10 protein-coding genes are annotated in these 12,319 nt (G+C 57.6%); 3 read left to right on the top strand and 7 right to left on the bottom strand.

Features of this window, described 5'->3' with window-relative positions; all coding sequences use genetic code 11:
- Genes citF through LH23_RS08005 form a run of 6 tightly spaced genes read right to left on the bottom strand, consistent with a single transcriptional unit; the run spans position 1 to position 6,030 of the window.
- On the bottom strand, positions 1-1,524 hold the full coding sequence (gene citF / locus LH23_RS08030; RefSeq protein ID WP_039289904.1) for a citrate lyase subunit alpha: 1,524 nt from the start codon (positions 1,522-1,524) through the stop codon (positions 1-3).
- A 10-nt stretch (positions 1,525-1,534) separates the two neighbouring features.
- Positions 1,535-2,410 (bottom strand): citrate (pro-3S)-lyase subunit beta, encoded by an 876-nt coding sequence (gene citE, locus LH23_RS08025; RefSeq protein WP_039289901.1) that lies wholly within the window; start codon positions 2,408-2,410, stop codon positions 1,535-1,537.
- Positions 2,407-2,700 carry a citrate lyase acyl carrier protein gene (gene citD, locus LH23_RS08020; RefSeq protein WP_039289899.1) on the bottom strand — a complete coding sequence of 98 codons (294 nt, stop codon included), beginning with the start codon at positions 2,698-2,700 and terminating at the stop codon, positions 2,407-2,409. Before citD ends, citE begins: the two co-directional genes overlap by 4 nt.
- A 24-nt stretch (positions 2,701-2,724) precedes the next feature.
- Entirely contained in the window at positions 2,725-3,768 is a 1,044-nt protein-coding gene (citC, locus tag LH23_RS08015) for a [citrate (pro-3S)-lyase] ligase (protein ID WP_039289896.1), read from the bottom strand.
- A 4-nt stretch (positions 3,769-3,772) separates the two neighbouring features.
- Entirely contained in the window at positions 3,773-4,642 is an 870-nt protein-coding gene (locus LH23_RS08010; RefSeq protein WP_008460517.1) for a fumarylacetoacetate hydrolase family protein, read from the bottom strand.
- A 23-nt stretch (positions 4,643-4,665) separates the two neighbouring features.
- Positions 4,666-6,030 (bottom strand): 2-hydroxycarboxylate transporter family protein, encoded by a 1,365-nt coding sequence (locus LH23_RS08005; RefSeq protein WP_008460515.1) that lies wholly within the window; start codon positions 6,028-6,030, stop codon positions 4,666-4,668.
- A gap of 304 nt (positions 6,031-6,334) precedes the next feature.
- Between LH23_RS08005 and LH23_RS08000 the strand changes: the two genes are divergently transcribed.
- Positions 6,335-7,951 (top strand): ATP-binding protein, encoded by a 1,617-nt coding sequence (locus LH23_RS08000; RefSeq protein ID WP_039289891.1) that lies wholly within the window; start codon positions 6,335-6,337, stop codon positions 7,949-7,951.
- Positions 7,952-7,962: 11 nt separating this feature from the next.
- Positions 7,963-8,670 carry a response regulator gene (locus LH23_RS07995; RefSeq protein WP_008460511.1) on the top strand — a complete coding sequence of 236 codons (708 nt, stop codon included), beginning with the start codon at positions 7,963-7,965 and terminating at the stop codon, positions 8,668-8,670.
- 14 nt (positions 8,671-8,684) lie between these two features.
- Here the strand turns inward: LH23_RS07995 and LH23_RS07990 are convergent, their stop codons facing one another.
- Positions 8,685-10,205: a PAS domain-containing methyl-accepting chemotaxis protein gene (locus LH23_RS07990; RefSeq protein ID WP_039289889.1), complete on the bottom strand. Its 1,521-nt coding sequence runs from the start codon at positions 10,203-10,205 to the stop codon at positions 8,685-8,687.
- Between the two features lie 304 nt (positions 10,206-10,509).
- Between LH23_RS07990 and proP the strand changes: the two genes are divergently transcribed.
- Positions 10,510-12,015 (top strand): glycine betaine/L-proline transporter ProP, encoded by a 1,506-nt coding sequence (gene proP, locus LH23_RS07985; protein ID WP_039289887.1) that lies wholly within the window; start codon positions 10,510-10,512, stop codon positions 12,013-12,015.
- Positions 12,016-12,319 lie beyond the last annotated feature (304 nt).

Here is a 12,319-nt window from a genome sequence, read left to right as displayed (position 1 = left end):
TTACTCCTCTTTGACCTGACGCACCACGTCGATCACGCTGCCGTCGCGGTAGCGGATCACGCCGACGATGCGCGGCGTAAATTCGATCGGCTTCGGCTCGCCGGTCAGGGAAATAGCGCGCTGGTAAAGATCTTCTATGCTCACGATCTTCATTCCCGCGCTTTCAAGCCGTTCGCGGATCTCCGGGCGAGCGGGATTCACCGCCACGCCGTGATCCGTCACCAGCACGTCAATGCTTTCACCCGGCGTAACGCGCGTGGTCACCCGCTTAACAACGGTTGGAATACGCGTACGCAGCAGCGGTGCAACCACAATGGTCAGGTTTGCCGCACTCGCCACGTCGCAGTGCCCGCCAGAAGCGCCGCGCATTACGCCGTCGGATCCGGTGATCACGTTGACGTTAAAGTCGATGTCGATCTCCAGCGCGCTAAGGATCACCACATCAAGCTGGTCGCAGCTCGTGGCCTTCGCACCGGGGTTGGCATAGACATTGGTGGAGATCTCGACGTGGTTCGGGTTACGCGCCAGCGAGGCCGCGGCCTGACCGTCAAAGCATTGGGTATCGAGCAGTTTTTCGATCAGCCCTTTCTCATGGAGATCCACCAGGCTACCGGTGATCCCCCCGAGGGCAAAGCGAGCGACGACGCCATTGCGCTCCATTTTTTCTTCCATAAAGCGCGTGCAGGCGGTTGCCGCCGCGCCGGAGCCGGTCTGCATGGAGAAGCCGGAGCGGAAGTAGCCAGAATGTTCAATCACTTCCGCAGCGGTGCGGGCAATCATCAGCTCACGCGGGTTGCTGGTGACGCGTGCCGCCCCGACGCTGATTTTGGCCGGATCGCCCACGGTGTCGACCTGAACGATGTAGTCCACCTCATCCTGCATCAGGCTGGCGGGCATATTGGGGAACGGCACCAGCTCTTCGGTTAACAGCACCACTTTGCGGGCAAAATGGGCGTCTACTTTGGCGTAGCCCAGCGAGCCGCAACAGGATTTACCGTGGGTGCCGTTGGCGTTGCCATATTCGTCGCTGCACGGCACGCCGAGAAACGCCACGTCGATTTTTAGCTCGCCGTCCTGCAGCAGCTTCACGCGCCCGCCGTGAGAGTGGATTTGTACCGGCTCGGCCATCAGGCCGTAAGAGATAGCCTCCGCAAGCTTGCCGCGCATCCCGGAGGTGTAAATTCGGGTAATCACCCCGTTGCGAATCGGCTCGATCAACGCCTCGTTGCAGGTCATCAGCGAACTTGAGGCCAGCGTCAGATCTTTAAACCCAAGGCGAGCGAGCGTGGCAACCACGTGATTAATCACCCTGTCGCCTTCCCGGAAAGCATGATGGAAGGAGATGGTCATCCCGTCCTGAAGCCCGCTTTGAGCAATCGCCTGCTCCAGCGTGTCGCAAAGCTTGCGGGTTTTCTTCGCTTCAGCATCCGCCAGCCACGGCGTGGTTTGATGCGCCCCGTCGAAGCTTCGCAGATGGGCCAGATGCGGATACTCAAGGTGTAAAAGTTCGGTCATATTGCTCATTGTTTTGTCCTTAACGGCGCACGCCGGAAGCCGCGGCGCGCTCAAGCACCACCTGCGCATGGTTAATAATTGGCGCATCGATCATCTTGCCGTTGAGCGACACCACTCCCAGGCCGTTACGCTCCCCTTCGTCGGCGGCGGCAATCACCCGGCGGGCATAATCGACTTCGTCCTGGGTTGGCGCATAGGCGTTATGCAGCAGCTCAATCTGGCGGGGGTTGATCAGCGATTTACCGTTGAAGCCCATCTTGCGGATCAGCTCGACTTCCCGCAGGAACCCGGCTTCGTTATTCACGTCAGACCAAACCACGTCGAACGCGTCAATCCCGGCGGCGCGCGCGGCATGCAGCACCGCGCAGCGGGCATAGAACAGCTCCGTACCGTCGCCGCGCTCGGTTTGCATATCCATCACGTAGTCAAACGCCGCCAGCGCAATGCCGATAAGACGCGGGGAAGAACGCGCGATGGCGACGGCGTTGATCACGCCCACGGCGGATTCAATCGCCGCCATCAGTTTGGTGGAGCCCGGTTCGCGTCCGCACTCTTTCTCAATACGTTCGAGATGGGATTCCAGCAGGAAGATATCTTCTGGCGTGTCGGTTTTTGGCAGACGCACCACGTCCACTCCTGCTCGTACAACGGCCTCGAGATCGGCCAGGCCAAACGGAGTGTTAAGCGGATTAATGCGTACCACGGTTTCGATGTCGCGGTACATCGGGTGCTGCAGAGCATGAAACACCAGCACGCGGGCTGTGTCTTTCTCACGCAGCGCCACGGCGTCTTCCAGATCGAACATGATCGAATCCGGGCGGTAAATAAAAGCGGTTGAGAGCATGGCGGCGTTAGCGCCGGGGAGGAACAACATGCTGCGACGGAGTTTTTTCATTGTAGTTTTCCCCAGTCAATCTGTTCGGCATCGGCGGCACGGAGTACCGCGCTTTGCAGACGGGCGCGGATCACGCAGTCCAGCGCCCCTTTGTCTTCCAGAATAAAAATCCCTTCTTTCACGCCGAGCTGAGCGAGCGTTTGCTCCGCCACGCGGCGAATCTGGTCGCCAAACTGCTTTTGTACTTCGCTGTGTATCATCAGTCTGAACTCACCTTCGGCGGGGGCGACTCTGACCAGTAGATCGCTGGACTCCAGCGTCCCGGCTAAGGCTTGCTTTACGATTCTCATAAGGCTTTGTCCTGGTTAAAAAATTCAGGCCACATCCCGCGCGTAGTGCCGCTGGAGATGGCTAAAGGTACTGTCCGGGACTATGTCCCGGATGCGGGCCATTTGCTGGCTCTTGAGTAAGGCTCGCACTTCAGAGGCAGAAATCTCTCGTCCGGCGGCATGGCATTTTCGCGGCAGCTCGACCACCTGGATCGACGCCGCGCTGTGGTGGCGGTGCACTTCCAGCCAGTAGCGCATGGCCTGGTTATATTCCCGGGTCACCGCGCAGAACGGCTCGTTGCCGACGAAGCGGTGCGTCACGCCCAGCGCCGGGGCAACGTAATCACGGAAAATCATCAAATCCATTGCGCTCCAGGTTTTGTCGATAAGCCCGCTCTCTTTCAGGAAATAGCCCGGAAAGGTGGCTCGGGAGATCAGGTAGTCGGACCCCGGATGCACAATCACGTTAGACAAGTGGGCCACTCCCTGGCGAACCATCTCCCACCGTTCCTCGAACGGAAAAAATGAAGCGTCCTCACGCACCACAAACAGATGCAACCAGTCGCAGCGCTGCGCCGCCTGCTCGGCCAGATAGCGGTGTCCGAGGGTGAACGGGTTAGCGTTCATCACTATGGCGCCGATCCGGTTGCCCGGTTTCCGCAGCTTCTCCAGCCCGGCGCAGTAGCGGCTGATGCCGATGGGCGTGTTTTCCATCAACACCGCCGCCTCATCCACCTGCACCAGCGGCCAGAAGCCGCTCTGGCGAAACCTGTCGAGGTTGTAGGGGCGGGTGAACAGGAACAAATGCGCCTGCCCACGCTCCATCGCGATATGCTGGATTTCCCCCAGCAAACGCACGCTAAGGTTGTCCCCGCGCCAGGCTTCATCCACCGCCACGCATTTGATGGTGCGCCACGCCAGCCCGGCACAGCCGACGATTTTTGTCCCTGAAAGGGCGACGACGAACAGCTGAATGTCGCCGTCCAGCCCGAGCTGGTTCCGCTCCAGCAGATCCCGGATGGCGGCCAGCGCCTGCGGCTGGCGCAGCGGATCGACGGTACTGAACTCGATCGGGTTGGGCTGGAACATAGCGTTAGTGCGCCACCGCCCCGGAAGCCAGAGGCTCGCGGGCCGCGACGATCACGTTGCTGAGATGGCCAATACGCTCGATTTCAACTTCGATGCGGTCGCCCGGCTGCATGAACAGCGGCGGCGTGCGCTTTTTACCCACGCCACCGGGAGATCCGGTAATGATCACGTCCCCCGCGCTGAGCGAAGTGAAGGTCGAGATGTATTCGATAAGCTCGGCGACCTTGTGGATCATGCTGCTGGTGTTGTCTTCCTGCACCATGCGGCCGTTCAGCCAGGTGCGGATCGCCAGATCGTGCGGATCGCGAATTTCATCCGACGTGGTCATCCACGGGCCAAAAGCCCCGGTCTGCGGCCAGTTTTTCCCGGCGGTAAACCAGGTGTGCTGCCAGTCGCGCGCCGACCCGTCCATATAGCAGCTGTAGCCCGCGACGTGGTTCAGGGCATCCGCCGCAGAAATATTTACCCCGCCTTTGCCGATGATCACCGCCAGCTCGCCTTCATAGTCGAACTCGCTGGAGTGATGCGGTTTCACCACCGGAGAATCGTGCCCGGTCTGGGAGTCGGCAAAGCGCACAAACAGGGTCGGGGCCGGGTTGTGCTGGTCGAACTCTTTGCGCTTGTCGGCGTAGTTCATGCCGACGCAGAGGATTTTTTCCGGGCGTTCGATGACCGGCAGCCAGCGGACGTCTGACGCCGCCACATCGGCCTTCAGCCCGGCAAACGCCAGCGCTTCATGCACCGCGTCCGCAGCCAGCAAAGCCTTTAAGTCCGCAAAACGCGAGCCTAAACGGCGGCCCAGGTCAACGATACCTTCCGGCGTTACCACGCCGTAGCTCCGCTGGCCCTGAAGTACATAACTTGCGAGTTTCATAACAGTTCCTGGTTAATCAAAAGTCAGACAAGAAAGTTGCCAAGCACCAGCAGCGCCACCGAGACGTTGATCGCCCCGCCGATGCGGGTTGCAATCTGGGCGAACGGCATCAGCGACATACGGTTACCGGCGGTCAGAATAGCGACGTCGCCGGTGCCGCCCTGCCCGCTCTGGCAACAGGACACAATGGCCACATCGATAGGATGCATACCGATTTTTTTACCGACGAAGAAACCGGTCGCCACCAGCGCGCTGACGGTGCTGACGATGACCAGCAGGTTGGTAATCGTGAAAGCGTCAACCAGCTCGTTCCACGGCGTAATGGCAACGCCCACGGCAAACAGAATTGGGTAGGTCACCGCGGTCTGGAAGAATTTATAAACCACCTGCGAGCCCGCCAGCATGCGGGGGGAAACGCCGTGGCAAAGCTTGATCAGCACCGCGACAAACAGCATCCCGACCGGGGCCGGCAGGCCAATCAGTTTGTGCAGCAGCATGCCTACCATGTAGAGCAGCACCGCCAGCAGCGCGCCGGACGCGATAGTAGTGACGTCTGCTTTACCGTTGAACAGGGCGGCGGTTTGCTCTTTTTCACCGCCGTTGGTTTTGCCCGGCATCAGTTCGCCTTCGCCGGTCAGGTGCGGGAAGCGTTTTCCCAGCTGATTCAGGCAGCCGGAGATAACGATCGCCGTCAGGCTGCCCAGCATCACGATAGGCAGAATGCGGCCCAGCGCCACGCCCTGATCCATATGCAGCAACGTGGCGTAACCGATGGAAAGCGGGATCGCCCCTTCGCCAACGCCCCCGGCCATGATCGGCAGGATCAGGAAGAAGAAGATCTGAAACGGCTCAAGGCCCAGCGCCAGGCCAACGCCCATGCCGACAATCATGCCCACCACTTCGCCGCACAGCATCGGGAAGAATATGCGCAGGAAGCCCTGAATCAGCGTGGTGCGGTTCATGCTCATGATGCTGCCGACGATGATGCAGCAGATGTAGAGGTAAAGGATGTTGGTGGATTTATAGAATTTGGTGGTGGACTCCACCACCACGTCCGGCAGCAGGCCGTAATAAACCAGTGCGGACGGGATGAAGGTGGCGCAGATAGCGGCGGCGCCCATTTTGCCGATCACCGGCAGGCGTTTACCAAACTCGCCGCAGGCAAAGCCGAAGAAGGCCAGCGTCGCCACCATCACCACGATATCGCTCGGCAGTTTGCCGCCGAGGCAGTCGATGGCGATCAGCGCCCCTGCCAGTACAAACAGCGGCAGCGGGATGATCCCCACTTTCCAGCTGTCGAGAATATGCCACCAGCGCTCTTTAAGCGTCGGCTTATTAATATCAATGGATTCAGGAATGATGTTGTAGGAATCATCGGTCGTGCTCATATCAAGCCCCTTTTTTTAATTTGTCGGGGCAGACTAAAAGATTAAATACCCCTGTAATGTGAGGGGTAGCAGATTAAAACCGTTAATTTAAAGGCATCTATGACGTTAATGGTTTTTATTCTTCCGTGGTTTTTATGGTTTTTATTCCAGGCTTAGACAAACCTTAAGAGAGTACGAAAAATTCGCTGAAATTAACGAAAAGTGCCGTTGCGTGAGGTTGTTCAAACTTTCGTTCAAAGCCGCGCAGCCAGCGGGCCATCGGTGTTAAGCTGCCGTTTTGCCTCAGTGAACACACGCCTGGCCTATGAAAGTTTCCTTTCAGATACGCTTATTTATCTACCTGGTTGCCTTTTTTTCCGTGCTCTTTGCCATGCTCGGAACCTATTACTATTTTGACGTTGGCCGCCAGCTTTATCAGGAAATGAGCACCCGAGCGAGAATTCAGGCGGAAGAGATTGCCTTAATTCCTACCCTGCAGGAGTCGGTGGAAAAAAAAGATATTCCGGCAATACACAACTTTATGCAAAAGCTGGTCGTGCATAGCGATGCCAGCTTTATCGTCATCGGCGATGAGCACGGCATTCATCTTTATCATTCCGTGCATGCCGACCGCGTGGGCAAAACGCTGGTCGGCGGCGATAACGAGGAAGTGCTGCAGGGCAAAAGCATCACCACGCTGCGCAAAGGCGGCCTCGGCCTGTCGCTGCGCAGCAAAGCCCCCATTTTCGACCAGCACGGCAAGGTGATTGGCATTGTGTCGGTGGGCTACCTGAAGAGCTACCTGGATGACGTCACGTCCGGCAAGGTGATCAACATCCTGCTGGCGGCGATCATCTTGCTGCTGGCGCTGTTTATCTTTTCCTGGTACTTCACCCGCAGTATCAAAAGGCAGATGTTCTCGCTGGAGCCGCGGCAGATCAGCCTGCTGGTACGCCAGCAAAAAGCGATGATGGAGTCGATCTACGAAGGCGTGATCGCCATCGACAGCCATTCGCAGATCGAGGTGATCAACAAGGCGGCGAAGAAACTGTTGGGCCTGGAACAGCCTTCACGCGAGATCCGCGGGAAGCAAATTGCCGAGGTGATCCAGCCGGTGACGTTCTTCGATCCCGAAGTCATGCTGGCGCGAGATACCCACGATGAAATCTGCGCCTTTAACGATCTCAGCGTGCTTGCCAGCCGGGTTCGCATCGAGCTTGAGGGCGTTTTGCAGGGCTGGGTGATCACCTTCCGCGACCGCAAAGATATTGATAGCCTGAGCTTCCAGCTCAGCCAGGTGAAACGCTACGTGGACAACCTGCGTATCATGCGGCACGAGCAGCTTAACCGCATGGCAACGCTCGCCGGGCTGCTGCATATGGCCCGCTACGATGACGCCAAACGCTATATCAAAGCGCAGTCCGAGCACGCGCAAGAAGTGCTGGATTTTGTCTCCGCGCGCTTCTGTTCCGCCACGCTGTGCGGCCTGCTGCTGGGGAAATACGCCAGAGCGCGCGAGAAAGGCGTGTCGCTGGCGTTCGATCCGGCCTGCAGCATGACAAGGATGCCGACCAACGTGCCGGAATCCGAGCTAATTTCGATTATTGGTAACCTGCTGGATAACGCCATCGAAGCTACCCAGCGCGCCGAAGGCGAGCACCAGCCGGTGGAAGTCTATATCGTGATAAACGACCGGGAGCTGGTGATAGAAGTGGCCGACCACGGCGTCGGCATTGCGCCTGAGCTGCGTGACCACATTTTCACACCGGGCGTCACCACCAAAACCCACGGCGACCACGGGCTCGGCCTGCACCTCATCGCCAGCTACGTCGCGCTGGCGAAAGGCACCGTGGAGGTTTCCGATAACCTGCCAAGCGGCACCGTGTTCTCAGTATTTATTCCAGATGTTGTCGTTCCGGGGAGCGACCTCAGCCCAACGTAAGGCTTTTGAGTATGCAAAATGAAATGATTAACGTGCTTATCGTGGAGGATGAGAGCGAGCTGGCCGAACTTCACGCGGAGCTGATTGATAAGCACCCCCACCTTCACCTGGTGGGGATAGCCAACAGCCTGGCGGCCGCCCAGCGCCTGATGCTGGAAAAACAGCCGCAGCTTATCCTGCTGGATAACTATCTGCCGGACGGAAAAGGCATCACGCTGTTTGGCAGCGACCTTTTAAAACAGCACGCCTGCTCGGTGATCTTCATCACTGCCGCCAGCGATATGGACACCTGCAGCCAGGCGATTCGCAGCGGCGCGTTCGACTACATCCTCAAGCCGGTCTCGTGGAAACGCCTGAGTCATTCGCTGGAGCGCTTCGTGCAGTTCAGCCAGCAGCAGCGTGAATGGAAGGTGGTGGATCAGCAGAACGTCGATAAGCTTTACGAGCTGCAGGCACGCAACGCCCCGCTGGATGCGGGCAGCAAAGGAATCGAGGAGAATACGCTGGAGCTGGTCCAGCGCCTGTTTCGCGAGGCCGAGGCCCAGCGCTGTTTCTCGGTAGACGATGTAGTTAGCGAAACCAAACTCAGCAAAACCACCGCCCGCCGCTACCTTGAGCACTGCGTTGAGAAAGGCTTTCTCAGCGTCGAAATGCTGTACGGCAAGATTGGTCATCCTCGACGCCTGTATAAGCGGAGCCAGCCGGATAGTGCTGGCTAACCGCCGGAAACACCTTAACCCAGAACCGTGACCGCATCCTGCAGGCGGGTGGCGCGGTGCTTCACCATCGCCGATACCTGCGCGCTCTCTTCCACCAATGCAGCGTTTTTCTGCGTGATGGCGTTCAGTTCCGCTACCGCGCGGGTGATGTCCGCCAGGCCATCGGCCTGCTCTGACGTGGCATGACTTATCTGCCCCAGAAGCTGGGTGACGTTCTGCACCTGTGCCACAATATCCTGCATGGTGCGCCCTGCCTCGTGCACCTGCACCGTGCCCGACTGCACCTTGCTGGCGCTGGCGTCAATCAGCTTGCGGATATCATTGGCCGCACTGGCGCTGCGCTGCGCCAGGTTACGCACTTCCCCCGCCACCACGGCAAACCCTTTACCCTGTTCGCCGGCGCGAGCCGCTTCTACCGCCGCGTTAAGCGCCAGAATATTGGTCTGGAAGGCGATATCGTTAATCAGACTGGTGATAGAACCGATGCGCTGCGTGCTGTCGGCAATGTCGTCCATGGTGGTGACCACGGTTTCCATCGCCTGGCCACCCTGCGCCGCCGCGTCGCTGGCGGAGCTGGAAAGTTTGTCTGCCGCCGAGGCGGTTTCCGAGTTGGTCTGCACCGATGCCGCCATCTGGTTCATGGTCGCCACAGTTTGCTGTACGTTAACCACCGTCTGGCGGGTACGCTCGTTCAGATCGTCGTTCCCTTTCGCCATCGCCTCGCTGCCGCTGCGCACGTTCGCCACCTGACTGCTGACGTCGTTGATAAGCCAGCGGCACATCAGCCCAAGCTGGCCGATGGAGCGCAAAATCACCCCGATTTCATCGCTGCGCTGGAGATGCTTCACGCGGTGGCTGTTGCCGGTAGCTACTTCCAGCGCCTGGCGAGCCACGTTCTCCAGCGGTCGAGCAATCTGCCACTCCAGCAATGCGCAGGCGAAGGCGGTGAATGCCGCGATGGCTAACATTTGCAGCGGGCTTTGTCCGAGGGCAAACGCCGAAGCCATCAGCAGGACGAACAAACCACTCATTAACCCACGAATACGCCAGCGCAGCGACAGAGTCGGCAGCTTGCCGAACAACCCTTTACGCAGCACCAGACCTTTATAAACGATCTTGTTGCTGCGGCCTTCGTTCAGCGCTTTGTAGAGCGGCTCAGCGGCGGCAACCTCTTCCGGCGAGGCTTTGGTGCGAATAGACATGTAGCCGGTAGTTTTACCGTGACGCACCACCGGCACCGCGTTGGCGCGAACCCAGTAGTGATCGCCATTTTTACGGCGGTTTTTCACGATGCCCGTCCACGGCTCGCCCTGCTGCAGGGTGAACCACATATCGGCAAAGGCCGCTTTAGGCATGTCGGGATGTCTCACGAGGTTGTGTGCGGCGCCACTTAACTCATGTAGCGAGTAGCCACTGACCTGTACGAAGGTATCGTTCGCGTGCGTAATGTAACTTTTCAGATCGGTGGTGGACATCAGGGTCGTATCGTCATCAAGCGTGTATTCACGCTGGGTGACCGGCACATGGGCGGACATAGCAACTCCCTTTGAGAGGTTATCCAGATGTTAACTCTTTGGTGGTATGCATGTTATTTCGGCGTAGCGAAATTTTACTTTAGTTAAAAAATTTGATATTGATCACAGTTCTAAGTATTAGCCACATAATTTATGAGACTAGTTTAAGCATTGCATTTCACATAGTTTCAATAGGTTATTACTTTTCACTTCGCTTCATTGCCGCCTCATCTGAGTGCTGCAGTTTTCACCAGCGCTTATTGCGCGGCGCACTACACTTACAGAGGGAATTTTTACCCCCGCAAGGAAAACACGAGGATAAAGAATGCTAAAAAGGAAAAAGAAAGTCAGACCGATCAAGGTCAGTGACGTCACTATCATTGACGATGCGCGTCTGAAAAAAGCCATCACTGCCGCTTCACTGGGCAACGCGATGGAATGGTTTGATTTCGGTGTTTACGGTTTTGTTGCTTACGCGCTGGGTAAAGTCTTCTTCCCGGACGCCAGCCCTAGCGTGCAGATGATTGCCGCCCTGGGGACCTTCTCTGTTCCTTTCCTGATCCGTCCGCTCGGTGGGCTGTTCTTCGGGATGCTAGGGGATAAATACGGTCGTCAGAAAATCCTGGCTATCACCATTGTCATCATGTCGCTCAGTACGTTTGCTATCGGGCTTATCCCGTCCTACGCCACTATTGGCATCTGGGCACCTATCCTGTTGCTGCTGGCAAAAATGGCCCAGGGCTTCTCGGTCGGAGGGGAATATACCGGGGCGTCTATTTTCGTGGCCGAGTACTCCCCCGACCGCAAACGCGGCTTTATGGGCAGCTGGCTGGACTTCGGTTCGATAGCCGGGTTCGTCTGCGGCGCGGGCGTAGTGGTACTGATTACCGCCATCGTCGGCGAAGAAAACTTCCTCGATTGGGGCTGGCGTATTCCGTTCTTCCTCGCCCTGCCGTTAGGCATCATCGGGCTTTATCTGCGCCATGCGCTGGAAGAAACCCCGGCGTTCCAGCAGCATGTTGAGAAAATGGAGCAAGGCGATCGCGAAGGCCTGGCCGAAGGGCCCAAAGTCTCGTTCAAAGAGATCGCCACTAAGCACTGGCGCAGTCTGCTGGTCTGTATTGGTCTGGTTATTTCAACCAACGTGACCTACTACATGCTGCTGACCTACATGCCGAGCTACCTGTCCCACAACCTGCATTACTCGGAAGAACACGGGGTGCTGATCATCATCGCCATTATGGTGGGGATGCTGTTCGTGCAGCCGATGATTGGCCTGCTTAGCGACCGCTTTGGCCGCCGCCCGTTCGTGTTCCTCGGCAGTATTGGCCTGTTCTTACTCTCTATCCCGGCCTTTATGCTGATCAACAGCGGTGCCATTGGGCTTATTTTTGCCGGTCTGCTGGTGCTGGCCGTGGTGCTGAACTTCTTTATCGGCGTGATGGCTTCGACCCTGCCGGCGATGTTCCCCACCCATATTCGCTACAGCGCCCTGGCAAGCGCCTTTAACATTTCGGTGTTAATTGCCGGCCTGACGCCAACGCTTGCCGCATGGCTGGTTGAGAGTACGCAAAATCTGATGATGCCGGCTTACTACCTGATGGTGGTGGCGGTTATCGGCTTGATTACCGCCGTGACCATGAAAGAAACGGCGAACAAACCGCTGAAAGGCGCGACGCCAGCGGCGTCCGATATTGCCGAAGCGCGTGAAATCGTGCAGGAGCATCACGACAATATCGAGCAGAAAATCGAGGATCTGGATAAGGAAATCGAAGAGCTGCAGGCGAAGAGAACGCTGCTGGTGCAGCAGCATCCAAGGATAAACGAGTAGTTATTATTCTAATCCTTCTCCCCGAGTGGCTATGGGGAAAATAGAGAAAGCCTTCACCGTTTGGTGGGGGCTTTTTTTTGGCCTTGCTTCTTCAAGCCAGCGTTTAAACGAAGTCTGTTACGCCGAAATGTTTCCGTTCACCCATAGATCTGTTTCCCCGGCACGTTCGAAGCACAGTGCACGTGTTATACCCCTCACCCCGGCCTTCTCCCCAGAGGGGCGAGGGAGAAAACAAGTTACGGGGAACGTGGTTTATCCCCTCTCCCTTTTAGGGTTAGGGTGAGGGTAAAAACCAGAAGCGACG

Source organism: Cedecea neteri (genome assembly GCF_000758305.1).
In the GTDB taxonomy this organism is placed as follows: domain Bacteria; phylum Pseudomonadota; class Gammaproteobacteria; order Enterobacterales; family Enterobacteriaceae; genus Cedecea; species Cedecea neteri_C.
The sequence above is the reverse complement of the archived record's forward strand: the minus strand, read 5'-3'. Positions and strand labels throughout refer to the sequence as shown.

What these genes read in the sequence shown, in the direction of transcription:
- citF (WP_039289904.1), bottom strand. Translation starts at nt 1,524, where the DNA reads ATGAGCAATATGACCGAACTTTTACACCTTGAGTATCCGCATCTGGCC.
- citE (WP_039289901.1), bottom strand. Translation starts at nt 2,410, where the DNA reads ATGAAAAAACTCCGTCGCAGCATGTTGTTCCTCCCCGGCGCTAACGCC.
- citD (WP_039289899.1), bottom strand. Translation starts at nt 2,700, where the DNA reads ATGAGAATCGTAAAGCAAGCCTTAGCCGGGACGCTGGAGTCCAGCGAT.
- citC (WP_039289896.1), bottom strand. Translation starts at nt 3,768, where the DNA reads ATGTTCCAGCCCAACCCGATCGAGTTCAGTACCGTCGATCCGCTGCGC.
- LH23_RS08010 (WP_008460517.1), bottom strand. Translation starts at nt 4,642, where the DNA reads ATGAAACTCGCAAGTTATGTACTTCAGGGCCAGCGGAGCTACGGCGTG.
- LH23_RS08005 (WP_008460515.1), bottom strand. Translation starts at nt 6,030, where the DNA reads ATGAGCACGACCGATGATTCCTACAACATCATTCCTGAATCCATTGAT.
- LH23_RS08000 (WP_039289891.1), top strand. Translation starts at nt 6,335, where the DNA reads ATGAAAGTTTCCTTTCAGATACGCTTATTTATCTACCTGGTTGCCTTT.
- LH23_RS07995 (WP_008460511.1), top strand. Translation starts at nt 7,963, where the DNA reads ATGCAAAATGAAATGATTAACGTGCTTATCGTGGAGGATGAGAGCGAG.
- LH23_RS07990 (WP_039289889.1), bottom strand. Translation starts at nt 10,205, where the DNA reads ATGTCCGCCCATGTGCCGGTCACCCAGCGTGAATACACGCTTGATGAC.
- proP (WP_039289887.1), top strand. Translation starts at nt 10,510, where the DNA reads ATGCTAAAAAGGAAAAAGAAAGTCAGACCGATCAAGGTCAGTGACGTC.